General features: G+C 67.1%; 20 protein-coding genes. 13 read left to right on the top strand and 7 right to left on the bottom strand.

All coding sequences use genetic code 11. The annotated features are described in order from the left end of the window. Nucleotides 1-44: 44 nt before the first annotated feature. Nucleotides 45-1,364 carry a dicarboxylate/amino acid:cation symporter gene (locus AC5P7F_RS04215; RefSeq protein ID WP_014648249.1) on the top strand — a complete coding sequence of 440 codons (1,320 nt, stop codon included), beginning with the start codon at nt 45-47 and terminating at the stop codon, nt 1,362-1,364. A 214-nt stretch (nt 1,365-1,578) separates the two neighbouring features. After that, the gene (gene tkt, locus AC5P7F_RS04210) at nt 1,579-3,576 is read left to right on the top strand and encodes a transketolase (RefSeq protein ID WP_164077921.1); all 1,998 of its coding nucleotides are present in this window, start codon (nt 1,579-1,581) and stop codon (nt 3,574-3,576) included. A 125-nt stretch (nt 3,577-3,701) separates the two neighbouring features. Here the strand turns inward: tkt and AC5P7F_RS04205 are convergent, their stop codons facing one another. Together AC5P7F_RS04205 and AC5P7F_RS04200 are read right to left on the bottom strand one after the other, a co-directional pair. Then, nucleotides 3,702-5,654: an acetyl-CoA hydrolase/transferase C-terminal domain-containing protein gene (locus tag AC5P7F_RS04205; RefSeq protein WP_049406588.1), complete on the bottom strand. Its 1,953-nt coding sequence runs from the start codon at nt 5,652-5,654 to the stop codon at nt 3,702-3,704. 33 nt (nt 5,655-5,687) lie between these two features. Then, on the bottom strand, nt 5,688-6,245 hold the full coding sequence (locus AC5P7F_RS04200; protein WP_014648245.1) for a flavin reductase family protein: 558 nt from the start codon (nt 6,243-6,245) through the stop codon (nt 5,688-5,690). Nucleotides 6,246-6,363: 118 nt separating this feature from the next. On the opposite strand from AC5P7F_RS04200, the gene AC5P7F_RS04195 reads away from it, so the two are divergent. Genes AC5P7F_RS04195 through AC5P7F_RS04185 form a run of 3 tightly spaced genes read left to right on the top strand, consistent with a single transcriptional unit; the run spans nt 6,364 to nt 8,523 of the window. Further along, nucleotides 6,364-6,729 (top strand): BlaI/MecI/CopY family transcriptional regulator, encoded by a 366-nt coding sequence (locus AC5P7F_RS04195; protein WP_014648244.1) that lies wholly within the window; start codon nt 6,364-6,366, stop codon nt 6,727-6,729. Further along, nucleotides 6,722-7,963, top strand: coding sequence for a M56 family metallopeptidase (locus AC5P7F_RS04190; RefSeq protein WP_069118238.1), 1,242 nt, complete (start codon nt 6,722-6,724; stop codon nt 7,961-7,963). Before AC5P7F_RS04195 ends, AC5P7F_RS04190 begins: the two co-directional genes overlap by 8 nt. Next, a complete protein-coding gene (locus tag AC5P7F_RS04185; protein WP_049440440.1) occupies nt 7,960-8,523 on the top strand; it encodes a hypothetical protein in 564 nt (187 codons plus the stop codon). Before AC5P7F_RS04190 ends, AC5P7F_RS04185 begins: the two co-directional genes overlap by 4 nt. A gap of 53 nt (nt 8,524-8,576) precedes the next feature. Here the strand turns inward: AC5P7F_RS04185 and AC5P7F_RS04180 are convergent, their stop codons facing one another. The 3 genes from AC5P7F_RS04180 to AC5P7F_RS04170 form a co-directional block, all read right to left on the bottom strand. Then, nucleotides 8,577-9,377, bottom strand: a complete 801-nt coding sequence (locus AC5P7F_RS04180) for an MBL fold metallo-hydrolase (protein WP_014648241.1) — start codon at nt 9,375-9,377, stop codon at nt 8,577-8,579. Nucleotides 9,378-9,388: 11 nt separating this feature from the next. Next, a complete protein-coding gene (locus AC5P7F_RS04175; RefSeq protein ID WP_049440438.1) occupies nt 9,389-10,207 on the bottom strand; it encodes a S1/P1 nuclease in 819 nt (272 codons plus the stop codon). Nucleotides 10,208-10,765: 558 nt separating this feature from the next. Further along, a complete protein-coding gene (locus AC5P7F_RS04170; RefSeq protein WP_014648239.1) occupies nt 10,766-11,395 on the bottom strand; it encodes an OmpW/AlkL family protein in 630 nt (209 codons plus the stop codon). 192 nt (nt 11,396-11,587) lie between these two features. Here AC5P7F_RS04170 and gap point away from each other — a divergent pair, with 192 nt between their 5' ends. From gap to AC5P7F_RS04130, 8 genes are all read left to right on the top strand, one after another. Further along, on the top strand, nt 11,588-12,592 hold the full coding sequence (gap, locus tag AC5P7F_RS04165) for a type I glyceraldehyde-3-phosphate dehydrogenase (RefSeq protein ID WP_005414333.1): 1,005 nt from the start codon (nt 11,588-11,590) through the stop codon (nt 12,590-12,592). 125 nt (nt 12,593-12,717) lie between these two features. After that, nucleotides 12,718-15,396 carry a DUF2339 domain-containing protein gene (locus AC5P7F_RS04160; protein ID WP_197637390.1) on the top strand — a complete coding sequence of 893 codons (2,679 nt, stop codon included), beginning with the start codon at nt 12,718-12,720 and terminating at the stop codon, nt 15,394-15,396. Continuing rightward, on the top strand, nt 15,393-16,769 hold the full coding sequence (locus tag AC5P7F_RS04155; RefSeq protein ID WP_164077995.1) for a DUF3999 family protein: 1,377 nt from the start codon (nt 15,393-15,395) through the stop codon (nt 16,767-16,769). The genes AC5P7F_RS04160 and AC5P7F_RS04155 overlap by 4 nt, the downstream gene beginning before the upstream one ends. A gap of 631 nt (nt 16,770-17,400) precedes the next feature. After that, entirely contained in the window at nt 17,401-18,576 is a 1,176-nt protein-coding gene (locus AC5P7F_RS04150) for a phosphoglycerate kinase (protein ID WP_014648236.1), read from the top strand. Further along, nucleotides 18,573-19,226 (top strand): HAD hydrolase-like protein, encoded by a 654-nt coding sequence (locus AC5P7F_RS04145; protein ID WP_049440431.1) that lies wholly within the window; start codon nt 18,573-18,575, stop codon nt 19,224-19,226. Before AC5P7F_RS04150 ends, AC5P7F_RS04145 begins: the two co-directional genes overlap by 4 nt. 210 nt (nt 19,227-19,436) lie before the next feature. Then, entirely contained in the window at nt 19,437-20,903 is a 1,467-nt protein-coding gene (gene pyk / locus AC5P7F_RS04140; protein WP_014648234.1) for a pyruvate kinase, read from the top strand. Between the two features lie 223 nt (nt 20,904-21,126). Beyond that, nucleotides 21,127-22,131 (top strand): class I fructose-bisphosphate aldolase, encoded by a 1,005-nt coding sequence (locus AC5P7F_RS04135; RefSeq protein WP_014648233.1) that lies wholly within the window; start codon nt 21,127-21,129, stop codon nt 22,129-22,131. A 129-nt stretch (nt 22,132-22,260) separates the two neighbouring features. After that, nucleotides 22,261-23,403 (top strand): ABC transporter substrate-binding protein, encoded by a 1,143-nt coding sequence (locus AC5P7F_RS04130; protein WP_075075806.1) that lies wholly within the window; start codon nt 22,261-22,263, stop codon nt 23,401-23,403. A gap of 92 nt (nt 23,404-23,495) precedes the next feature. Here the strand turns inward: AC5P7F_RS04130 and AC5P7F_RS04125 are convergent, their stop codons facing one another. Together AC5P7F_RS04125 and cysK are read right to left on the bottom strand one after the other, a co-directional pair. Continuing rightward, nucleotides 23,496-24,095, bottom strand: coding sequence for an O-acetyl-ADP-ribose deacetylase (locus tag AC5P7F_RS04125; RefSeq protein ID WP_014648231.1), 600 nt, complete (start codon nt 24,093-24,095; stop codon nt 23,496-23,498). A gap of 265 nt (nt 24,096-24,360) precedes the next feature. Further along, a complete protein-coding gene (cysK, locus tag AC5P7F_RS04120; protein ID WP_046432270.1) occupies nt 24,361-25,320 on the bottom strand; it encodes a cysteine synthase A in 960 nt (319 codons plus the stop codon). Nucleotides 25,321-25,362 lie beyond the last annotated feature (42 nt).

Genomic DNA, 25,362 nt, shown 5'->3' with positions numbered 1-25,362 from the left:
GCGCGCTTTGTTAGAGTGCATTCATTTTTCGAGGAAACCCGCGTATGACAGCAGCTGCTGCCGACAAGAAGAAGTTGCCCCTGCATTGGAAGATGGGCATCGGCTTTGCGATCGGCCTGGTCCTGGGACTGATCGTGCACGCCCTGGGCGGCAGCGTCGATGGTCTGCAGGCTGGTGCCAAGTGGGTAATGGACTACGTCACCACCCCGGCGTCGGGCCTGTTCCTCAACCTGATCTTCATGCTGATCGTGCCGCTGATCTTCTCGGCGCTGATCATGGGCGTGTCGGAGATGGGCGACATCCGCGCCCTCGGCCGCATCGGCTGGAAGACCCTGGCCTACACCGTGCTGCTGTCCGGCATCGCGGTGGGCATCGGCCTGGTGCTGGTCAACCTGCTCAAGCCGGGCGCGGGCGTCGATCCGCAGACTGCGGCACTGATGCTCTCGGAGAACGCCGAGCGCAGCAAGGAAATCGTCGCTGGCATCCACGGCACGCCGAAGGGCATGGACATGCTGCTTTCGATCGTGCCGAGCAACGTGCTGCAGGCCGCGTCGGACAACGGCGCGATCCTGTCGCTGATGTTCTTCGCGCTGATGTTCGGCATCGGCATGGTGCTGACCGACAATGAAAAGGTTGCCCCGCTGCGCCGCGCCATCGAAGGCGTGTTCGAAATCTCGATGACCCTGATCAACCTGGTCATCCGTCTGGCCCCTTATGCGGTGGCCTGCTTCATGTTCAACCTGGCCGCGCTGTTCGGCTTCGAGCTGATCATCCGCCTGGGTGCCTATGTGGGCGTGGTGGTGCTGGCGCTGGGCCTGCACATGATCGTGACCTACGGTACCGCGGTGTGGCTGTCCGGCCGCTCGCCGCTGTCGTTCTTCCGCGATACCCAGGAAGCAACGGTGATGGCGTTCTCCACCGCCTCCAGCAATGCCACCCTGCCGACCGCGCTGCGCGTGGCCGACCAGATGGGCTTGCCGCAGCGCGTGTCGCGCTTCGTGCTGACCGTGGGTGCCACCGCCAACCAGAACGGCACCGCGCTGTTCGAGGGTGTGACGGTGATCTTCCTGGCCCAGTTCTTCGGCGTGGACCTGAGCATCGGCCAGCAGATCATGGTGATGGCGGTCTGCATCCTCGGTGGCATCGGTACCGCCGGCGTGCCGTCGGGATCGCTGCCGGTGGTGGCGATGATCTGCGCGATGGTCGGTGTGAACCCGCTGGGCATCGGCCTAATCCTGGGCGTGAATCACTTCCTGGACATGTGCCGTACCGCGCTGAACGTGACCGGCGACCTGGCCCTGACCACGCTGGTGGCCAAGGGCGAGTCGCACGATGGCCCGGCGCTGGGTCCGCAGCAGGACTGAGTCCAACGCCACTGCTGGCGACCTGATCGGGGTCGGATTCCTTTCCGCAGGGGAAAGGGCTCCGGCCCCTTTCACATGCGGAATCCGGCGGAGATCATGACGTGCCGGCCAGCGGCCGGCACGACCGGGCAAGGTGAACTGACCCCCCGCCCGGCGACTATGGGACAATAGGCCGCCCGCACGTCCGCGGCCGCCTCCCGATTCCGACAGAACCATGACGCAGCCTACCCGTCGCCAGTTGGCCAACGCCATCCGCTTCCTTGCCGCCGATGCGGTTGAAACCGCAAAGTCCGGCCACCCCGGCATGCCCATGGGCATGGCCGACATCGCCGAAGTCCTCTGGAACGACTACCTCCGCCATAACCCGAGCAACCCGCACTGGTTCAACCGCGACCGTTTCGTGCTGTCCAACGGCCACGGTTCGATGCTGCAGTACGCGCTGCTGCACCTGAGCGGTTACGACCTGCCGATCGAGCAGCTGAAGCTGTTCCGCCAGCTGGGCAGCCACACCGCCGGTCACCCGGAACGCCACGAGACCCCGGGCGTGGAGACCACCACCGGCCCGCTGGGCCAGGGTTTCGCCAATGCAGTGGGCTTCGCCCTGGCCGAGAAGCTGCTGGCACAGCGCTTCAACCGCCCGGAGCTGGAAGTGGTCGACCACCGCACCTGGGTGTTCATGGGCGATGGCTGCCTGATGGAAGGCGTGTCGCATGAAGCCGCTTCGCTGGCCGGCACCTGGGGCCTGCACAAGCTGGTCTGCTTCTGGGACAACAACCACATCTCCATCGACGGCAACGTCGAGGGCTGGTTCACCGACAACACCCCGGAGCGTTTCGAGGCCTATGGCTGGAACGTGGTGCGCGACGTCGATGGCCATGACCCGGACAGCATCAAGGCCGGCATCGAGGCCGCGCTGTCGCAGAGCGACAAGCCGACCCTGATCTGCTGCCGCACCACCATCGGGTTTGGTTCGCCGAACAAGGCGGGCAAGGAATCCAGCCACGGTGCACCGCTGGGCAAGGACGAGCTGGAAGCCACCCGCAAGCAGCTGGGCTGGGAATACGGCCCGTTCGAGATCCCGCAGGCGATCTACGACGGTTGGCGCGCCAATGGCGCCGGCATCCTGCGCCAGGCCGAGTGGGAACAGCTGTTCGACAAGTACGCCAGCCAGTACCCGGCTGAAGCAGCCGAACTGACCCGCCGCTCGCATGGCGAACTGCCGGCCGACTTCGTTGCCAAGGCCGATGCGTACATCGCCCAGGTGGCCGCGGAAGGCCCGACGATCGCCTCGCGCAAGGCGTCGCAGCTGGCCATCGAAGCCTATGCCCCGCTGCTGCCGGAAATCGTCGGCGGCTCGGCCGACCTGGCGCACTCCAACCTGACCCTCTGGAAGGGCAGCAAATCGGTTGCCAGCGACGACGCCAACGCCAACTACGTGTACTACGGCGTGCGCGAGTTCGGCATGACCGCCATTGCCAACGGCCTGGCCCTGCACGGTGGCTTCATTCCGTTCGACGCCACCTTCCTGGTGTTCAGCGATTACGCCCGCAATGGCGTGCGCATGAGCGCGCTGATCCCGGCGCACGCCATCCACGTCTACACCCACGACTCGATCGGCCTGGGCGAAGACGGCCCGACCCACCAGCCGGTGGAGCACCTGGCCTCGCTTCGCTACATCCCGAACAACGACGTGTGGCGTCCGTGCGATGCGGTCGAGTCGGCGGTGAGCTGGAAGGCCGCGATCACCCGCCAGGACGGCCCGAGCTGCCTGGTGTTCAGCCGCCAGAACCTGCCGCACCAGCCGCGCAGCGCCGAGCAGATCGCGCAGATCGAGCGCGGCGGTTACGTGCTGGCCGATGCCGCCGGTACCCCGGATGTGATCCTGATCGCCACCGGTTCGGAAGTCTCGCTGGCCACCGAAGCCAAGGCCCAGCTGGATGCGGCTGGTCTCAAGACCCGCGTGGTCTCGATGCCGTCCACCGACGTGTTCCTGCGCCAGGACGCGGCCTACCGTGAATCGGTACTGCCGAACGCGGTGCGCAAGCGCGTGGCTGTGGAAGCCGGTGTCACCGGCTTCTGGCGCCAGTTCGTCGGCCTGGACGGTGCAGTGATCGGTATCGACACCTTCGGTGCCTCGGCCCCGGCCGACCAGCTGTACAAGCACTTCGGCATCACCACCGCGCACGTGGTGGAAGCCGCCAAGGCGCTGTAAGCAGCATCGCGACGTAATGAGGAAAGGCCGGCGCACGCCGGCCTTTTCTTTGCCGCAGGAAAAAGGGGACGGAGGGGATTAAGTCGTTTGTGCACAAACGACTTAATCCCCTCCGTCCCCTTTTCTCAGGCGGTGCGCGCCAGTGCCAGCCGCAGCAGGCGCGCGTCCAGGCGTTCGGCGAAATCCTTCGGTGCCTGCAGGCCCATGCGCTGCAGGTACACCGCATCGCCGTCGCCGGCCGGTTGCCGTAGTGCTGCCCAGACGGTACGCAGCTTGTCGCCGCGGGTCTGCGTATTGGCCTTCAGCCACGCCAGCGCTTTCACCAGCACCTGCTCGATCTCGTTGAAGTCACTGCCCAGCGGATAGTCCGGCAGGCTGCCATCGGCGCGGAACGGGGCCAGCGCCGCTGTCAGCGCCTGCGGCGTATTGCGCTGCTGCCGCTGCGGATCCGGTTGCGCGACCGCCAGCAGTTTGCGCGAGGCGTGCGCCTGCTGCAGCAGGCCGCCCTGGAACGGGGCCTCGGTGATTGCGGTCATCGCATGCACGCAGTCCTCGTCGGTCAGTCCGCGCAGGTCGGCAATGCCGTATTCGTTGAGGTAGATGTCGCGCAGGTGGCGCGGAATGGTGGTGTGCCCGTAGTTCCAGCGCACGTTGGATTCGCGTCGGCCCTTGTCATCGCGCGCGGCACGGAACATCAGCACGCTGCGGGCTTCCGGCAGGGCATGTGCCATCGCCACGAAGTTGTACTGGCCGCCCACACCGGATACCACGCGTCCATCGTCCAGCGCGTCGGACACCGCCGCGCCCAGCGCGGTGGCCATCATGCAGGAGTTGAAGAAGCGCGCATGGCGGCGCTGCAGGCGTTCCAGCGTTTCGTTGCCGCCGTACAGCTGGTTGATCTCGCTGATGCGGCGCATGCCGATCGCACGGCACTCGTCCTCTGGCAGCGTGCGCAGCCACTCGTAGAATTCCGGCGAGCCCAGGTAGAACGCGCCGTGCAGGTACTCACCTTCGGCCGCCAGTGTGGCGTGGTCGATCGACAGCGTGCTGCCGTTCTCGATGCGCTGCATCAGCGCCAGGTCATCGTGTACCTTGCGCTTGATCACCCCGGTCTGCACCAGCCTGCGGAAGCCCTCGTTGAGCATCTCGCTGCAGCCGTACAGGCCCACTTCGAACGGGTCCACGCCGCCGATCTCCTGCACCAGCGGGTGGCTGGCCAGCTGCGGATCCAGCGCGTGCAGCACGCGGCGGTAGCGCGCGTTGTCGGTGTGGCGCAGCACCAGCGCATGGCTGAGCGCGTCGGCCAGCGTACCGATGCCGATCTGCAGCGTGCCGCCATCGCGCACCAGCGTGCTGGCGTACAGGCCGATGGCGTAGTCGACATCGCCGACCGGCTGCCGCGGCAGCCCGAACAGCGCCGGGTACGGCGGCGGTGGGGTGATCACCAGATCGAAGAACGAGACATCGACCGTGGCCGAGCCGCCCAGGTAGGGCAACTGGGGATCGATCTCGGCAATCAGCAGCGGACGCGGCAGGCCACGTGCGGTCATCGCGTCCAGCGTGTCCTGGGTGATGTCGTTGTTGCACGACAGGGAAAGCCGGCGGTCGTTCGGGCGCATCGCCACTTTCTGCACGATCACCTGTGGCGCGCGCTGCGCCACCGCATCGGCGGCGTGGGTGTAGTTCAGGCTGGTATAGCTGGACTGCGCCTGGCGCGACCCGAGCAGGGCGCCGGACTGCATGTAGAACTCTTCCACCTGCACATGTGCAGGCAACGCGTCGCGCGCGATCGCATCGGCATAGGCCAGGCGCGGGAAGTCGTCGCCGAAATGGCGCTGCGCGAACGGTGCCAGGAAGCGGGCTTCCAGGCCGTTGCCCCGCGCCTTCGGCGGATTCAGCGACAGCGCGGTATACAGCTGCAGCGGCCGCGACGGATCGTGCTCGACGCGCGCGTAGAGGGCATTGAGCAGCCGATGCGGCTTGCCCAGTGCCAGCGGTGCCCCGATCCGCAGCGGCCCGTCCACGCGCGCAAACAACCAGTCGACGGCGGCGTCCAGGTCGGTGAGGTGTTCGGTCATGCGCGGCGGTCCTGCGTCGGGGGAGTGCGGGCATTACAGCATGTCGGGCTTGAACCGCCGTCGACGCGAGACTTCCGCGCCGGCCACCATGAACTGCCCATCGCCGCGGTAATGCACCGTGCGCGGCAGTTTCGGCCGGGGCGCAACATGGGCGTGCACGATTTCCCAGATGAACAGATTGCTCGCTGCCACCTGGCTGTCGTCGTACAGGCGGCATTCGAAGCACGAATGGCATTGGCCGACCAGTGGCGCGCCGACCTCACGCGCGGGCAGTGCGTCGAGCCCGAAACGGGCGAACTTGTCGACCTCGCGGCCGCTGCAGTTGCCGATGTCCACCACGGTATCGAGCAGCTCCACCCCGGGCACGTTGATCACGCACTCGCCGCTGCCGCGCGCCAACGCGTGGCTGTGGTTTGCGTCCCACAGGTAGGTGGCGACCAGTGAAGGCGAGAAGCCCATGACCATGTGCCAGCCCATCGTCATCAGGTTGCGCTGGCCGCGCCATGCCGTGCTGACCAGCACGATCGGGCCGGGTTCGAGGAAGCGGCGGGCCTGCTCGACCGGGAAATCCTTCTTCGGCAGTGCTTTCATCCGGGGCCAGGGGCGGGAGGAACCGATGCTGGCGCAGCCGGGATGAACCCGGAGTCGAGGGGCTTGACAGGCAGTTCGATTACGCGCGCAATCAATATGTCGATTACGGATGTAAACCATGACCCCGATCAGCGAAGCCGAAGCCGTCGTGATGGAGGTGCTGTGGCAGCAGGCACCGCGTAGTGCCGATGACGTGGTGGCCGCGCTGGCCCATCGCGACTGGGCCGAGCCGACCATCAAGACCCTGCTCAACCGCCTGCTGACCAAGGGCGCGATCACTGCCGAGCGCGATGGACGGCGTTACCTGTACCGGCCGCTGCTGCAGCGACAGGCGTGGGTGGAGGCGCAGAGCCAGGACTTCATCGGCCGTGTCTTCGAAGGGCGCGTGGCGCCGCTGGTCGCGCACTTCAGCGAACGCGGCCAGCTGAGCGCGCAGGACATCGCCGAACTGAAGAAGCTGATCCAGGAGCTGGACCATGACTGAGCTGCTCGACGGACTGTGGCGGGCCAGCTTGTGGCTGGCCGTGGGTGTGGTCCTGCTGGCGGTGCTGCGACCGCTGCTGGTGCGGTTGGGGGGCGCTGGGCTGGCCTACCGCAGCTGGTGGCTGCTGCCGCTGCTGCTGGTGGCCCTGACGCTGCCATTGCCACAGGTTGCGGTGTTGCAGCAGGTACCCACGCTGCCGCTGAAAGTGATGCCCGGTGCCCTCGATGCCCTGAGCGGGCCCTCGTTGCCATGGGCCGGGCTGTTGTTCGCGCTGTGGGCATTGGGTGCGGGCATCCGCCTGTTGCGCGACCTGCACGCACAACATCGTTTCGAACGGAGCATGGGGCCACTGACGCCGCGCACCGATGGCAGCTGGCAGGCCAGCGGCGATCCCGGCTTGCCCGCGCTGGTCGGCCTGTGGCGCCCACGCATCGTGGTTGGTCCCGACTTCGACCTGCAGTTCACCGCACAGGAACAGAGCTTGATCCTGCAGCACGAGCGCAGCCATCACCGTCATGGCGATCACTGGGCCAACGGTGCGCTGCTGCTGGTGCGCGCGGTGTTCTGGTTCCACCCGCTTCTGCCGTGGGCTGCGGGCCGCTTCCTGCGCGACCAGGAACTGGCCTGCGATGCCCGCACCATGGCCCCGCAGCCGGCGCTGCGCGGCCTCTACGCCAGCACGCTGCTGAAGGCGCAGCTGGTCCACCCGGTTGCGCCCGCGGTCTGCCATTGGCGCAGCCAACCCGTGTTGAAGGAGCGTATCGCCATGTTGAAGCAGTCCAAGCGGAAGGCATTGCCGTGGGTGTCCGGGCAGGTGCTGGTGGTCGGGTTGTGTGTGGGCATGGGCGCGGTGGCATGGGCCAGCCAGGGCGGCGCGGTCGGGAGCCCGGGGATCGGTGTCGAGCCGTTCGAGCACGCTGAAGAAGATGCGGCCAAGGCTGGGCTGGACCGTCCGATCCAGATCGACAGGATGCCACCGCCGTCCTATCCGAAATCCGCGTTCGAGCAGCGCCAGGTAGGCGTGGTGAACCTGCGCGTGGAGGTGGATGCGCAGGGGCGTCCCAGCGATGTCCGCGTGCTCAGTGCCACCAATCCGGGCGTGTTCGATGCGGTGTCGATCGCTGCGGCACGCAGCTGGACCTATCGGCCGGCGATGAAGAACGGTAAGCCGGTTGCAGCGGCGGTGAAGATTCCGATCACGTTCGCCATGGACAACACTGAGGACACCCAATGAAGTCCATGTCGCTGATCATGGCGGCAGCGCTGCTGGTCGGGTGTGCGAGCCAGGACCGCCTGACCACGGTGGATACCCGCAGCGAAAATGTCGGCCACCAGCGCCTGCAGCCGCAGGCGGGCAGCGGCGGTGGACAGCTGCAGGTGTATTCGCTGGGTGCGACCGAAGGCTACCGGATGCCGCAGCTGTACGCGGCACCGGACCCGGAGGTTGGCGATCGTGACCCGCGCGCGGAACTGGCGCCGACCACGATCTGCCTGCAGGTGGTGGTTGATGCCAATGGCGCCGTGGAGCGAAGCCTGCCATTGACCGATCGTCCGGAGTGCGCGGCAGGTGCTGCGGGCGAGAATGCGCCCCTGCTGCAGGCTGCCCAGGAAGCCGTGGCGATGTGGAAGTACTCGTCCGCAGCGGTCTGCCACTTCGCGGCGGGCAAGGTGCCTGCCGACCGCGGTGACTGCCGGGGCGCCGAGCGCGTCGAGCCGGTAGCGGTCACCCTGCAGTACGCCTTCACGTTCGAGATCGTGAAGGGCCAGCACGTGGTGCGGATGCAGGGAAAATGAACGCTCGCGGTCCGTGATGGAAACCGATGGCGCCGGGCTCTGCCCGGCGTACGTCAGGCCCCGCCCTGGATATTGGCCTTTACCGCAGGCTGCATCAGCTTCGGTTCTTCCAACGTCGCATCGCGGGCCTGGCGCACGCTGACGAACTCCGCCTCGGCCACGCCGTCGTGCACGTGGATGTTGTGCGCGCGCTGTTCACCGATGGTGGTTTCGTTGGCGAAGTCGCGGCCGCCCGGGCCGTAGTCGTGGCAGACGAACACGCGGGTGGCATCCGGCAGGGCCAGCAGGCGCTGGATCGAGCGGTACAGCTGTGCGGCATCACCGCCGGGGAAGTCGCAGCGGGCAGTGCCGCCGTCGGGCATGAACAGCGAGTCGCCAGTGAACAGCGCATCGTCGATCAGGTAGGCGATGCTGTCGCTGGTGTGGCCGGGCACGGCGATCACCTGGCAGCGCAGTTCGCCCAAAGTGAAGGTCTCGCCGTCACTGAACAGGTGGTCGAAGATTTCATCGGCGCCCGGAAGCTGCAGGCCATAGCGTGGCGCAAACGTCGCCTGCACCGCACGGATGCCTTCACCGATGGCCAGCGTGGCCTGCGGAAAGCGCTGCTTGAGCCGGCGCCCGGCCGACACATGGTCGGCGTGGGCATGGGTCTCCAGCAGCCAGCGCAGCTGCAGGCCCTGTTGTTCGATGGCCTGTAATGCCGCGCGCAGCGGTGATTCGCTGCTGGCGTCGGTGTCCGGGTCGTAGTCCAGGACCGGATCGATCAGCGCCGCCTCGCCGCTGGCCGGGTCGCTGACCAGGTAGCTGAAGGTGTTGCTGTCACGGTGGAAGAACGACTGCACCTGGACCGGCATTGGAGCTCTCCTCAGCGCGTGCCGAGCACGCGGTTCAGCAACTGCGCCAGGTTTTCACCGGCCAGCCGCAGCTGCGCTTCGGCCAGCGGCCGGTAGCGCTCGGTGTACTCGTCACCGATTTTACGCGAGGCCGGATAAACGCCAGCTTGCATGGAGATGCGGCAGCTGGCCTCGGCCCAGACCTGCGGGTCGCGCTGCGGGTTGGACTGGCGCGCCAGCTTCGGTGCGCGCTGGCTCTGCAGCACCGGCAGGTAGCCGGCATCGTCCAGCTTGCGGGTGTTGAGCATGCCGCTGTCCCACAGCGAGTGCAGGTTGGTACCGCGGTTGCCGAACTGCAGCTGGAAATCATTGCCGCCCTTGTCGTGGGCGTAGCCGGCGTGCATCGGCTGGTGGATGTCGCCGACCAGGTGCACGACGAACTTCAGCGCCTGCAGGCGCTCGCCGTCAGTCAGGCTGCGGTCGCCCAGAATGGCGCTCTGCGCCTTGAGGGCTTCGACGATGCAGTTGCCGTTCCTGCAGTGCTTCGGTGCTTCGTAGTGGCAGTCGTCTTCGGCGATGTTGACGTAGTGCCAGCCGGCCGAGCGACGGCCCAGGCCCGGGTCCTTGGCGCGCAGCTGGTCGGCCCAGGGCGCGATGCTGGCCAGGGTGGCGTCCGGTTCGGTGGCCAGCAGGCGGTCCACTTCGGCGCGGGCGGCGGGGGTGAGGCGGGCGTCGGCGACTTCGGCGACAAGGCGGTGGCCTTGCGCGCCCCAGGCATGGGCAGGGGCGGAGACGGACAGCAGGGCCGGCGCCAGGGCGGCGGCGAGGAACAGGGAGTGCAGGGCTTTCATGCGCCCATTCTAGCGGGGTAGGTGGATTGAAGAGCGGCGCGTTCCTGTTCCGAAGTGGAAGCGTAGAGGGAGGGGCGGCGGGACACGCCGTAAATCCGTCCTTGGAGGCTCGATGGCGCCATCCATGGCGCCAACGGTCCCACCGCCCCTCCCTCTGCGCTCCCCTCCAAACATGGCCGCGGAGGCGGATGCAAACGTCAAATGCAACATCAAAAACAAATGCAGGATCAAAATCGGCCTCCTGCAATTACAGGCAATCACTGCGCCTCGGATGCACGGGTTCTGCTCTTGCCTTTGCTTGAGCTGGTACGCACGCGGTGATGGGAAGGGGCAAGGCGGGGAGCGGAGCCGGGACCGTTGGCGCCATGGATGGCGCCATCGAGCCCCCAGGGATGGGTTTACGGCGTGTCCCGGCTCCGCTCCCTGCCTTGCCCCAGCTCCGGAACCGCTTCAGTCCCAGGCACAAAAAAGCCCCGGCAATTACCGGGGCAACATGCTGCGAGGGTTCTGCGTGTAGCGGGGGAGCGGGGGCGAAGCCCCCGCGCCCAATACACCGCTTTAGAACTTGAAGACGTACGAAGCGCCGTAGACCAGCGGATCGATGTTGACCGTGCCGATCTTCTCGCCGTTCAACTTCACCTTGCTGTCGATGTCGATCCAGCGCATGTCCACGCGCAGGGCGCCCTTCTCGCCGATCGCGAAGTCCACGCCGGCGTGTGCGGCCAGGCCCCACGAATCCTGCAGCTTCAGCTTGCTGCCGGCCAGCGCACCCGTAGTGTCTTCGCTGAAGAAGGTGGTGTAGTTCAGGCCGGCGCCGACGAACGGCGACACCTTGCCCTTGCTGTTGAAGTGGTACTGCAGGGTGACCACCGGCGGCAGCTGCTTGGTGCTGCCGACGCGGCCCAGGCCGTTGATGTTGATGTCGTGCTTGAACGGCAGCGCGGCCAGCACTTCGATGCCCAGGTTGTCGGCGATGAAGTACTCGCCGGTGATGGTCGGCTTGACGTCATTGTCGACGTCGACCTTCAGGGTGCCGCCGGCCAGCCAGCCGTTGTTCGACTTCGGCGCCACCTGGTGCACGCCGGCCGAGACGGTCCAGTCGCCCTTGGACTGGGCCATGGCCGGGGCGGCGGCGAGCGACAGGGCGGCGGCCAGGCTGGCCACGATCAGGGGGGAGGTCTTGCGCATGGGGGTGTTCTCGTTGCTGGGTGGATGGCGACAGTCTCGGCCTCACGCCGCGCTAACGCTTTGATCCGGATCAAATCCTGTCCGTGGGCCGGCCGGCGGTCCCGGCTGGCCCACGGTGGCCAGCGGCGGTTTGCTAGACTTGTGGGCCCTATCCATCCCGCCGCACCTGTCGCGGCCGCAGGAGCTTGAGAAATGGCAATCAAGGTTGGTATCAACGGTTTCGGTCGCATCGGGCGTAACGTCCTGCGCTCGGCGGTGCTGAACTTCGGCGACGACATCGAAATCGTGGCCATCAACGATCTGCTGGAGCCGGACTACCTGGCGTACATGCTCAAGTACGACTCCGTGCACGGCCGCTTCAAGGCCGACGTGGCGGTGCAGGGCAATGACCTGCTGGTCAACGGCAAGAAGATCCGCCTGACCCAGGAACGCGACCCGGCCAACCTGAAGTGGGATGAAGTCGGCGCTGATGTGGTGCTGGAAGCCACCGGCCTGTTCCTGACCAAGGAAACCGCGCAGAAGCACATCGATGCCGGCGCCAAGAAGGTCATCATGTCGGCCCCGTCGAAGGACGACACGCCGATGTTCGTGTACGGCGTGAACGACAAGACCTACGCCGGCCAGGCGATCATCTCCAACGCCTCGTGCACCACCAACTGCCTGGCCCCGCTGGCCAAGGTCATCAATGACAAGTGGGGCATCAAGCGCGGCCTGATGACCACCGTGCATGCGGCCACCGCCACCCAGAAGACCGTCGATGGCCCGTCCAACAAGGACTGGCGCGGCGGCCGTGGCATCCTGGAAAACATCATTCCCTCGTCCACCGGTGCGGCCAAGGCCGTCGGCGTGGTCATTCCGGAACTGAACAAGAAGCTGACCGGCATGAGCTTCCGCGTGCCGACCTCGGACGTGTCGGTGGTCGACCTGACCGTCGAGCTGGAAAAGGAAGCCACCTACGCCGAGATCTGCGCCGAAGTGAAGGCACAGAGCGAAGGCCCGCTGAAGGGCATCCTGGGCTACACCGAAGACAAGGTGGTGGCCACCGATTTCCGCGGCGAAACCTGCACCTCGGTGTTCGACGCCGATGCCGGCATCGCCCTGGACGGCACCTTCGTCAAGCTGGTGACCTGGTACGACAACGAGTGGGGCTACTCGAACAAGTGCCTGGAAATGGCCAAGGTCATCGCCGCCAAGTAAGGCTGGCGTAGATCGCAGACGAACCCCGGCCTGGCCGGGGTTCGTCGTTTAAGGGGCCCACCCTGTCGTAGCATGGGGCGGTCGACCGCTGCCGCTGGGGCGCGGGAACGCAATGGAAGCACGCAATGGAAGCACTGATCGCACTGGTCGTATTGGTCCTGTTGGCCATCCCCCTGCTGCTGGTGGTGGCGCTGGTGATGATCTCCGGCCTGCGCCGCCGCGTCGCGGCGCTGGAAAGCGCGATGGCCGCCGCGCCTGCCACCGCCAGGCCGGCCGCCAGCGCGCCCACGCCCGAACGGGCTGCGGCCACGCCCACGGCCAGTGCCGATCCGCCGTTCCTGCGGCCGGTCGCCGCTGCTGCGCCGCACCCCCCGCAGCCACCGGTGCGCGAAGCAGCGCCGACCGAGGCGCCTGTTCCCCGACCTGCTGCGCCACCGCCGGTGCCACCGGTGCCGGTGCAGCCGCCGCTGCCTTCCGAACCGGCACTGCCCAACGTCATCGAGCGCGGCATCGGCGCGGTCAAGCGCTGGTTCACCGAGGGCAACGTGCCGGTCAAGATCGGCATGCTGGTGCTGCTGGCCGGTGTCGCGGCGCTGCTGAAGTACGTCAGCGACCAGGGCTGGCTGGTGTTGCCGATCGAGCTGCGCCTGGCCGGCATCACCGTGGGCGCGCTGGGCCTGCTGGCCTTCGGCTGGCACCAGCGCGAGCGCCGGCGCCTGTTTGCGCTGGCCTTGCAGGGCGGTGCCATCGGCGTGCTGCTGCTGACCATCTTCGCGGCCTTCAAGCGCTTCGACCTGATTCCGCCGGGCTTCGCCTTCGCCAGCTCCATTGCCCTGGTGGCCGGGCTGTGCGTGCTGGCGGTGGTGCAGAACTCGCGCACGCTGGCCGTGCTGGGGATCCTGGCCGGCTTCATGGCACCGCTATGGCTGTCCACCGGCAGCGGCAATCACGTGGGGCTGTTCAGCTATTACGCGGTGCTCAACGCAGGCATTTTCGCCATCGCCTGGTTCCGCCCTTGGCGCGCGCTGAACCTGCTGGGCTTCGCCTTCACTTTCGGCATCGGCACCTTCTGGGGCGTGCTGCAGTACGTACCAGACAAGTTCAGCAGCACTGAGCCGTTCCTGCTGTTGTTCTTCGTGTTCTACCTGCTGATCCCGCTGCTGTACGCGCGCCGCCGGCCGGCCGGCCGACGCGATCTGATCGATGGCAGCCTGGTGTTCGGCGCGCCGCTGGTCGCATTCTCGTTGCAGGCAGGCATGCTGCACGAACAACCGATGACGCTGGCACTATGCGCGCTGGGCCTGGCCGCGATCTACGCGGTACTGGCACGGGCGCTGATTGCACGTGCGTCGTATACCATGCTGGCGCAGTCGCATGCCGTGCTTGCGGTGGGCTTCGCCACGCTGGCGGTGCCGCTGGCCTTGTCGGCGCGTGCCACCGGTGCCGTGTTTGCGCTGGAAGGTGCAGGCCTGGCCTGGTTGGGGCTGCGCCAGAAGCGCTGGCTGCCGCAGGTATCCGGCGCGTTGCTGCAGATCGGCGCCGCATTCGCCTTCGTTGCCGGTGGCGACCACTGGCACGAAGACCTGCGCTTCCTGATCAACCCGACCGCCATCGGCGCGCTGTTGCTGGCCCTGGCCGGCTTCGCGTCGGCGTGGAGCTACCAGCGCAGGCCACGTCATGAGGTCGCACTGGTGTACTACCTGTGGGGCCTGCTGTGGTGGCTGGGCGGCCTGGTCCATGAGATCACGCGCTTCTTCCCGTACCGCACCGAAGTGGACGCGTTGCTGGTGCTGGCCGCGGTCACTGCCTGGCTGGTGGCCGGAGTGCAGCGTCGCCAGCCGGCGCATGCACTGGGCGTGACCGCACTGGCCATGCTCGCGCTGGGCTTCCCGCTGGCCCTGGTGCAGAGCGATGCACACCACCAGCCGTTCGCCGGTTATGGCGCGCTGGCCTGGGCGGTGTTCGCGGTGCTGGGCGTGCGGACCCTGCTGTGCCTGCGCCAGGGCGGCGATACCGTGGCCCGCATCGCGCAGTTCCTGTGGTGGCTGCTGTGGCCGTCGCTGCTTTCGCTGCTGGCCCTGTGGGGCGGTGGCGAAGCCGATCTGGCGCAGGGCTGGACGACCCTGCTGGTGACCTTGCCATGGCTGCTGATGGCGGCACTGTCGCTGTGGCGCTGGAATGCGCTGCGCTGGCCATTGGGACAGGCCTTCGACAGCGTGCGCGTCCCGCTGCAGTGCGTGCTGTTCGGCCTGCTGTCGATCGGCTGGCTGTTGGGCCAGCTGCTGCCGGGCGACGCTGCACCGCTGTTGTGGCTGCCGGTGCTGAATCCGGCCGAGATCGGCCAATGGTTGAGCCTGCTGCTGCTGGCGCGCTGGCTGTACGGCGATCAGCAACCGCAGGCCCCGCAGGCATTGCTGAACATCCGCATGCCGCTGCTGGCACTGGCGGCCTTCGTCGCACTGACCAGCCTGGTGCTGCATGGCGTGCACCAGTGGGGTGGGCTGGCGTGGAACGTGTCGATGATGCGCTTCAGCCTGGCCCAGACCAGCCTGACCGTGTTGTGGAGCGTGCTGGGCGTGATTGCCTGGGTGTGGGGTTCGCGTCGTGGCCAGCGTGTGCTGTGGATGGTCGGTGCCGTGCTGATGGGCGTGGTACTGGCCAAGCTGGTTATTGTCGATCGCCAGCACCTGGGCAACCTGCTGGGCATCGCATCGTTCATCGCCTACGGTCTGCTGTGCACGGTCGTGGGTTATCTGGCACCGGCTCCGCCGAGCGTGGCGCCGACCGTGGAGGAAAAGCAATGAGGAAGTGGAGCAGGGCGCTGCTGCCGGCGATGTTCGGCATGCTGGCCGCCGTCGTGGTGCAGGCGGCTGATTACCGCACGCAGTATGCCGAGCAATGGCCGCTCACATTGTCCAGCGCGCAGTCCGGTGCCTACCGCATCGTGCTGGAGCCGGCGATCTACCGCCGTGCCGTGAGTCCCGACCTCAGCGACCTGCAGGTGTTCAATGCAGCCAGCCAGCTGCTGCCGTCGGCACTGCTGGCGCCGGACCAGCCGCTGGCGCAACCGCCGGTGCAGCGTGAACTGCCGTGGTTCGTGCTGCCACCGCTGGCCGATGCCCAGCGCAACGATCTGCAGCTGCTGACCGAGCGTGATACCGATGGGCGCGTGCGCCGGGTCGAAGCACGGGTGAGTGGCGGGGCGACGGCGAACGGGCAGGGCGGCTGGCTGATCGACGCCAGCATGCTCGACCAGCAGCCGCTGGCGGCGCTGGTGCTGGACTGGGCCGACAGCGGCCAGCCGCTGCAGGCGCAGGTTCAGCTGGATGCCAGTGATGACCTGCAGCACTGGCGATCGTTGGGTCGCGACGTGCCGCTGGTGGATCTGCAGCGCGCCGGCAAGCGCCTGCTGCAGCGCCGCCTGCAGGTGGACGGCACTGCACGCTACCTGCGCATCCTGGCGCAGGGCGACTCGCGGCTGCCGACCCTGCGCGGCGTGTTGGCGGAACTGCCGCCAGCGCCGGCCACGCTGCCGTGGGAATGGCTGTCGCTGGAGCCGACGTCGAAGGGCAAGGGCGAATACACCTTCGAGATGGATGGCCGGTTCCCGGTGGCGCGCGCCGATGTGGCCAGCACCGACAACAGCCTGGTGCAATGGACGCTGTTCAGTCGTGATGATGAGAGTGCCGAGTGGCAGCGCCGCAGCGCGCCGTGGATCGCCTACCAGGTGCAACAGGGCACGCAGGGCCAGCGCCAGCAGTCGGCGGCGCAGCCGCTGGGCGGCGTGCACCGCGACCGCTACTGGAAGCTGGTGGCGAATCCGGCGGAATCTGCCACTGCGCCGACGCTGCGCCTGGGCTACCAACCGGAAGTGCTGGTGTTCCTGAGCCAGGGTGCGGCGCCCTACGCACTGGCGGTGGGCAGCGCGACCGCGCGCCGCACGGACGCGCCGATCGGGGTGTTGATCGAGGAACTTCGGCAGCGCAACGATCCGTCGTGGCAGCCGACGCTGGCGCGACTGGAAGGCAGCCCGGAACCGCTGGCGGGTGACGCGGCGCTGAAACCGCAGCATGACTGGAAGTCGTGGCTGTTGTGGGCGCTGCTGGGTCTGGGCGTGCTGGTGGTGGGTGGCCTGGCGCTCAGCCTGCTTCGGCAGAAGCCGACGCCTTCGGCGTAGGTTCCGGCGAACGGCTGGGTGGCTGCAAAGCGCGATCCCGGGGATGGGCCGAGCGGGTGGGCTGGGCAGGGGACGCCGTGAATCCGTCCCTGGAGGCTTAGCCGCGCCATCCATGGCGCGGATACCCCTGCCCAGCCCACCCGCCCGGCCTCTGACAGTTTCCGTGTGCGTCCACCCACGGAAAGAAAAAAAGAAGAGCAAAAGCTGCTTGGCTGGGCGCTCTTTGTAGAGCCGAGCCCACGCTCGGCTGCTCTCCACGAGATCCCCAGCCGAGCATCAGCTCGGCTCAACCTTCCATCTCCCTCCGACACCAGAAACCGCCTTTGCTTTCGCCGTCCGCTCCGCCTCATGAACCTGTCGAGGCCAGGGGGGTCTGGGCTCGCGGGGGCGTAAGCGCCATGGATGGCGCGCCCGAGCCTCCAGGGATGGATTCACGGCGTCCCCCGCGAGCCCACACCGCCCCGGCCCACCCACAGCATCACAAGGCGCCAGCGCGTTGGCTCTGGCTGTTGCCGTTGCTGTTGCCGTGCGCCTCTGCCTGCCGCAGGCATCGGCCCTCCCACCAGCCGCACCCGATACAATGGCCGCCTGCCGTAGCCCGGCATCCCGTCCCTGAGCCAAAGAGTTGCCCATGTCCATCGTCCGCATGACCGACCTCGACCTCTCCGGCAAGCGCGTGCTGATCCGCCAGGATCTGAACGTGCCGATCGAGAATGGCCGCATCACTTCCGAACAGCGCATCACCGCTTCGCTGCCGACGCTCAAGCGCGCGCTGGAGCAGGGCGCGGCAGTGATGGTCACCTCGCACCTGGGGCGCCCGAAGGAAGGCGTGTGGAGCGAGGCCGACTCGCTGGCGCCGGTCGCCCAGCGCCTGTCCGAGCTGCTCGGCCGCGAGGTTCCGCTGGTGCGTGACTGGGTCGACGGCGTCGACGTGCAGCCGGGCCAGCTGGTGCTGCTGGAAAACTGCCGCATGAACGTCGGCGAGGGCAAGGACGACGAGGCCCTGTCGAAGAAGTACGCCGCCCTGTGCGACGTGTTCGTGATGGATGCCTTTGGTACCGCACACCGCGCGCAGGCCTCGACCCATGGCGTCATCCGCTTCGCCCCGGTCGCGGCCGGTGGCCCGCTGCTGATGGCCGAGCTGGACGCGCTGGCGCAGGCGCTGGACGCACCGGCCAAGCCGCTGCTGGCCATCGTTGCCGGCAGCAAGGTCAGCACCAAGCTGGAACTGCTGGCCAACCTGGTCGGCAAGGTCGACCAGCTGATCGTTGGTGGTGGCATCGCCAACACCTTCATCGCTGCCGCCGGCTACAAGGTCGGCAAGTCGCTGTATGAGCCGGACCTGCTGGACACCGCGAAGAAGATCGTGGCCGATGCCAAGGCGCGTGGCGCCGACATCCCGCTGCCGGTCGACGTGGTCACCGCCAAGCAGTTCATGCCGGACGCTGTTGCCGAAGTGAAGGCGGTCGACGCCGTCGCCGAGGACGACCTGATCCTGGATATTGGCCCGCAGACCGCTGCGCAGTACGCGCAGCTGATCGGAAAGGCCGGCACCGTGGTCTGGAACGGCCCGGTCGGCGTGTTCGAGTTCGAAGCCTTCAGCAAGGGCACCGAAGCGCTGGCCCGCGCCATCGCCAGCTCGCCGGCATTCTCCATCGCGGGCGGTGGCGACACCCTGGCGGCGGTCGACAAGTTCGATATCGCCGGGCAGGTCAGCTATATCTCCACTGGCGGTGGTGCGTTCCTGGAGTTCCTGGAAGGCAAGACCCTGCCGGCCGTCGCCGCGCTCGACGCGCGCGGCGCATGAGTGCCGACCGTAGCAAGGATGTCCTGTTCTTCGACCTCGACGGCACGCTGATCGATTCGCAGGTGGGCATCACCGCCTGCATCGCCTATGCGCTGCAGAAGATGAACCATCCGGTGCCGCCGCAGGAGACGCTGCTGGGCTGGATCGGTCCGTCGCTGCGCACCACCTTCGCGCCGCTGTTCGTCGAACCGGCACGGGTGGAACAGGCGGTGGGCTACTACCGTGAGCGCTTCGACGTCGAAGGCTGGCGTGAACACACGGTGTACCCGCAGGTGGAAGACACGCTGCGCACGCTGCATGGCCGTGGCCACCGCCTGGCGGTGGTCACCGCCAAGAACGAGCCGCATGCGCGCCGCATCCTTGCGCACCTGCCGTTTGGCGGGCTGTTCGAGGAGATCATCGGTTCGACCCTGGATGGCTCGCGCAGCCACAAGCCGGAGCTGGTCGGGGAAGCTCTGCGCCGGCTGCAGGTGCAGCCCGCACAGTGCTGGATGATCGGCGACCGCCGCATGGACATCGAAGGCGCGCGTCACCACGGCCTGCGCAGCGTGGGTGTGCTGTGGGGCTTTGGCGGTGAGGCGGAACTCACCGCGGCCGGCGCTGGCCAGCTGGCACGCGAACCGGCGCAGCTGGAAACGCTGCTGGCCTAGCTTCCTGTAGCGCCGAGCCGATGCCCGGCTGCTCCGGCGAGTGGCCAGCCGGGCATGGGCTCGGCTCTATGGAATGCCCTGCGCCAGCGTATGTCCGGACAATGTCCGTTGCATGACCTGCGGAGTCAGGCAGCACAAGGCTGTAACCGTATACATGCGGCGTGAAGGATGTGCTAATTTCCGTTCTTTAACGGGAGAGGCCCATCCACCATGTTCGAGCGTCAGCGTCGCACCAAGATCCTTGCCACCCTCGGTCCGGCCACTGATCCGCCGGGCGTGCTGGAGGATCTTTTCCGCGCCGGCGTCAATGTGGTGCGCCTGAACTTCAGCCATGGCGATCCGTCCGGCCAGGCCAAGCGTGCCGCCGAAGTGCGTGCTGCTGCGGCCCGCGTAGGCGTGGAAGTGGGCATCCTGGCCGACCTGCCGGGCCCGAAGATCCGCATCGAGCGCTTCGCCGAAGGCAAGGTGCAGCTGAAGGCGGGTGACCGCTTCGACCTGATCGCCAGCGAGAACGCCGGCCCGGGCAACGCCAGCCAGGTGGGCGTGAGCTACCTCGGCCTGCCGCAGGACGTGGGCCCGGGTGATGTGCTGCTGCTCGACGACGGCCTGATGCAGCTGCAGGTGGTGGAAGTGCAGGGCGAGCGCATCGTCAACACCGTGCTCAACGATGGTGTGTTGTCCGACCGCAAGGGCCTGAACAAGCAGGGCGGCGGCCTGTCGCTGGGTGCCCTGACCGAGCGCGACAAGGAACTGATCGGTATCGTTGCCAAGATCGGCGTGGACTTCATCGCCGTGTCGTTCTGCCGCAACGCGCAGGACATGAACGACGCGCGCGACATCGCCCGCTCGCACGGCTGTGATGCCGCCCTGGTGTCGAAGATCGAGCGCACCGAGGCGATCGAGAACCTGGAAGAAATCGTCGAGGCCAGCGACGTGGTGATGGTTGCCCGTGGCGACCTTGGCGTGGAAATCGGCGATGCCGAGCTGCCGGGCCTGCAGAAGAAGATCATCAAGGCCTCGCTGGCGCAGAACAAGGTGGTGATCACCGCCACGCAGATGCTGCAGTCGATGGTGGAAAGCCCGATCCCGACCCGCGCCGAAGTGCTGGACGTCGCCAACTCGGTCATCGACGGTACCGACGCGGTGATGCTGTCGGCGGAAACCGCCGCCGGTGCCTACCCGGTCAAGGCGGTGGAAGCGATGGCACGCATCTGCCTGGGTGCCGAGCGCCAGTTCCAGACCGAGACCGATTTCAACGCCTCGCCGCGCAACCTGGAACGTGCCGACCAGGCAATTGCCATGGCCACCATGTTCCTGTCGCAGCATGTGGGCGTGCGCGCGATCGTGGCCATGACCGAATCCGGCGGCACCGCGCGTTACCTGTCGCGTTTCCGCGCCAAGGCGCCGGTGTTCGCGGTCACCCGCCATGACGGTGCGCGTCGCCAGATGGCGCTGATGCGCGATGTGTTCCCGATCAACTTCGACAGCCGCGGCCTGACCCCGCGCGAAGCGGCGCGCGGCAGCATCCGCCTGCTGGTCGAATCGGAACTGCTGCAGGCCGGTGACCGCGTTGTGTTTACCAGCGGCGAGCACATGGAAACCCACGGTGCCACCAACACCCTGCGCCTGCTGGAAGTGGGCGAGGATGGCCGCGCCATCGGCCTGGGCGATCTGTAAGCCCTGACGGTCGGGTCGGCGCTGCCGATCTGGGGTCAGAGCCCTGAAGGGATCTGACCCCGTACTGACCAGGGGTCAGATCCCTGAAGGGGCTCTGACCCCATGCCGCAGGACATCCTTTGTCCTGCGTAGACGTGGAAGCGTTTCCATCCTGTCCTCCACGGCGAGGCAACGGGCAGCAGGGCTATACTTACGTTTTTCCCGCACCCGCCACAGGAAATACATGAGCATCGAACAGCTGGCTGAAACCGCCCAGGCCATGGTCGCCCCGGGCAAGGGCATCATCGCGATCGACGAATCCACCGCTACCATCGCCAAGCGTTTCGCCGGCGTCGGTATCGAGAACACCGAGGAGAACCGTCGCGCCTACCGCGAGCTGCTGCTGACCACGCCGAAGCTCAACGAGCACATTTCCGGCGCCATCCTGTACGACGAGACCATCCGCCAGTCGACCAAGGACGGCGTGCCGTTCGCCAAGTACATGGCCGACCACGGCATGATTCCGGGCATCAAGGTGGACAAGGGTGCGCACCCGCTGGCCGGCTGCCCGGGCGAGCTGGTGACCGAAGGCCTCGACGGCCTGCGCGAGCGCCTGCAGGAGTATTACAAGCTGGGCGCGCGCTTCGCCAAGTGGCGTGCGGTCATCAACATCGGCGAGAGCATCCCGTCGGGCACCTGCATCGAGTCCAACGCCCATGCGCTGGCCCGCTATGCAGCGCTGTGCCAGGAATGCGGCCTGGTGCCGATGGTCGAGCCGGAAGTGATCATGGACGGCGACCACGACATCGAAACCTGCTACGAAGTCACCGAAGCCACCCTGCGCTCGCTGTTCGACGCGCTGTACCAGCAGAACGTGCTGCTGGAAGGCACCATCCTGAAGGCCTCGATGGTCATCTCCGGCAAGGACTGTGAAGAGCAGGCCGATGTCGAGGAAGTGGCCGAGTCGACCGTGATGTGCCTGAAGAGCACCGTGCCGGCGATCCTGCCGGGCGTGGTGTTCCTGTCCGGTGGCCAGAGCGACGAGCAGTCCACCGAGCACCTGAACGCGATGAACCAGCTGGGCAACCTGCCGTGGCCGCTGAGCTTCTCCTACGGCCGCGCCATGCAGCAGGCCGCGCTGAAGCTGTGGGCCAAGGACATGAAGGGCAACTACGCTGCTGCCCAGAAGACGGTGTACGAGCGCGCCAAGGACAACGGCCTGGCCGCGCTGGGCAAGTGGAACGGTTGATCCGTCCCATCGCCGGATGAACAAGGCAGCGCCGGCATCACGCCGGCGTTTGCTTTTGCGGGTATCTTTTCCGCCCCCGCGTGCCTGGCCGGTATGCGGGAACCACATGGAAGGCCAAGGAGAAACAACATGCGTTTGGCAGCAATCACACTGGCCGTTGCCACGGTCCTGGTCGCCAGCGGTTGCAACCGCATCGGCGGCGGCGCGGACGCGGGCAAGGCCGCGTCACTCGATTTCGACAAGCCGGTATCCGGCGAGATCACCTCGCGCAGCGGCATCAACTACAACGACGGCAGCCACCACCAGCTCTACCAGATCAAGCTGGAAGACAAGCAGCTGGTCGGGCTGAAGCTGACCGGTTCGCTGAGCGGCTCGATCGCCGTGTTCAACAACGGCAGCCTGGTGGCCAGCAGCAACACCGGCTACGAGCGCGAAGGCGACGTCTCGGTGGCCTTCCGTGCCAACGGTGGCGGCACCTACCAGGTGGCGGTCAACGCCAACGGCTCGACCGACTACGGTCCTTACCGCCTGCGCGCCGAGAAGCTGGTGCCGTACGACGGCAAGCCGCTGGCGGGCAGCGGCGAGATCGTCGACATGCTGGCCGGTGGTTCCCAGGACTACACCCTGCAGGTGGACAAGGCCGGCCTGTACGAGATCCGCCTGGTGTCGGATGTCTTCGATCCGGTGCTGAAGCTGTCGGGCCAGGGCGTGGATGCAGAGAATGACGATGGCGGCGACAGCACCAACTCGCGCCTGACCCTGTCACTGAAGCCGGGCAAGTACACCCTGACCGCGCGCGGCCTCGGCGACGGCGTCAGCGGCATGTTCACCCTGTCGGCCAACCGCATCGAGCTGCCCGGCAATCTGGTCGAGCGCGATGGCACGGCGCTGCCGAAGGCGGGCAGCGTGTACACGATGCTCGACAACGATGGCCGTCGCCGCTTCCTGCTGTCGCTGGACCGCCCGGCCGATGTGCGCCTGGATGCGATTTCCAGCCAGGTTGATACCGTGCTGCGCGTGGTCGGCGGCGACGTCGAGCTGACCGACGACGATGGTGGCAACGGCACCAATTCGCGCCTGGAAGAGACCCTGCCGGCCGGTCATTACACGGTCGACGTGTCCAGCCTGAACAATGGCGCGGGCATGGTGGAAGTGCGCGTGCAGGTGGATGGCGCCAGCGCCGATGGGGCTGCGGCCTCGGCGGCACGCGCCGCAGCCGACGCAGCCGCCGTGGCCGATGACGCCGCCGCGGTGGAAGCTGCCAGCCGTTGAGCGTGACCCACGCCATGCGTGGCTGAGCACAACGGTGCAACGGAAAAGGCCGGGTACTGCCCGGCCTTTTTCTTTACGTCGCGCACCGGGATTCAGTGCGCGGCGGCAAAACCCGCATCACCCAGCGGCGGCAGCATCGACCCGCGCGGTTCGCTGTCCGCGCTTTGCCCGGCGGCGCTCAACGCCTGCTGGTAGGCCTTGGCCGTAGCGGTATTGAACGCCACCAGCACGATGCGCATCGGTTGCGCATGGCTGCGCTGCCACGCCAGTGTTTCGGTCACTGCGATCTGCGCCGCCTGGTACAGCGGATAGCCATAGACGCCGCAGCTGATCGCCGGGAACGCGATCGACTGCACGCCCAGCGACTCGGCCAGCTGCAGCGACTTCCAGTAGCAGTTGGCAAGCAGCGCCGGTTCGTCGCGCTGGCCGTCATGCCAGACCGGGCCCACCGTGTGCAGTACATGGCGCGCCGGCAGCGCATGGGCGCTGGTGGCGCGCACTTCGCCCGTCGGGCAACGCACGCCCGGGCGCAACTCCGGCAACTGCGCGCACTCGGCCAGCAATGCGGGGCCGGCCGCGCGATGGATCGCGCCGTCGACACCGCCGCCACCGAGCAGTGTTTCGTTGGCCGCGTTGACGATCGCATCCACCGCCAGGGTCGTGATGTCACCCTGCCAAACCTCGATCTTCATGCGTCCGTCTCCTGCCTGTGAGGTGATCCGCGCAGCATCTGCGCCGGCTGTTCCCACGGTAGGGGACAGGGCATCGATACTGCGTCATGACCGTCTCACGCGCTGCGATCCGACGGCCTTCACGCACGATGGCGGGCGACGCCTTCACGCAGGCTGAAGCAGAACGGGGTCGGAGCCCTTCCCCTGCGGAAAAGGGATCCGGCCCCGGGCATGTAACAGGCTGGGTCAGATCCTTTTCCGCGCGAAAAAGCCCTGACCCGGGGTGTCACGGCAGGCCGGCCAGCCAGTCGTCGTCGGAGCCTTCGTTGACATCGGCGAACAGCGGTGTGGAGAAATAGCGTTCACCAGTGTCCGGCAGCATCGCCAGGATCACCGAGCCGGGTTCGGCGCGGGCAGCCACGTCCAGCGCGCTGGCCACGGTGGCACCGGCAGAGATGCCGACGAAGATGCCTTCCTCGGCGGCCAGGCGGCGCGCGGTGGCGATCGCGCGGTCATCTTCGACCGAGACCAGTTCGTCCACCACATCGCGGTTGAGCACGTCCGGCACGAAGTCCGGGGTCCAACCCTGGATCTTGTGCGGCTTCCAGTCATCGCCCTTGAGCAGGGCGGCGCCGGCCGGCTCGGTGGCGATGATGCGGGTCTGCGGGCGCGCGACCTTCAGCACTTCGCCCACACCAGTGAGTGTGCCGCCGGTGCCCCAGCCGCTGACGAAATAGTCCAGCCGCTTGCCGGCGAAGTCGCGCAGGATTTCCGCGGCGGTGGTGTTGCGGTGATAGGCCGGGTTGGCCGGGTTGGCGAACTGGCTGGCCAGGAACCAGCCGTGCTGTTCGGCCAGTTCGGCTGCCTTGCGCACCATGCCGCTGCCGCGTTCGGCGGCCGGGGTCAGGATCACCTTGGCACCATAGGCACGCATCAGCTTGCGGCGCTCGACCGAGAAGGTCTCGACCATGGTCGCCACGAACTTGTAGCCGCGCGCTGCGGCGACCATCGCCAGTGCCACGCCGGTATTGCCCGAGGTGGCCTCCACGATGGTGTCGCCCGGCTTGAGCAGGCCACGCGCTTCAGCGTCGAGGATGATCGCCAAAGCCAGGCGGTCCTTGACCGAGCCGCCCGGATTGAACGACTCGACCTTGGCGTAAACGCTGACCTGCGGCGGTGCCAGACGCTGCAGCTTGACGATGGGGGTGTTGCCGACGGTGTCGAGGATGGAGTCGTACAGGGCCATGGAAGCGCTCCGGAAACGGGGCCGCGCCGGGCTTCGGCGGGC

The organism is Stenotrophomonas sp. YJH_SMC_105-26 (genome assembly GCF_059368915.1).
This window is presented reverse-complemented; position numbering and strand designations above follow the sequence as displayed.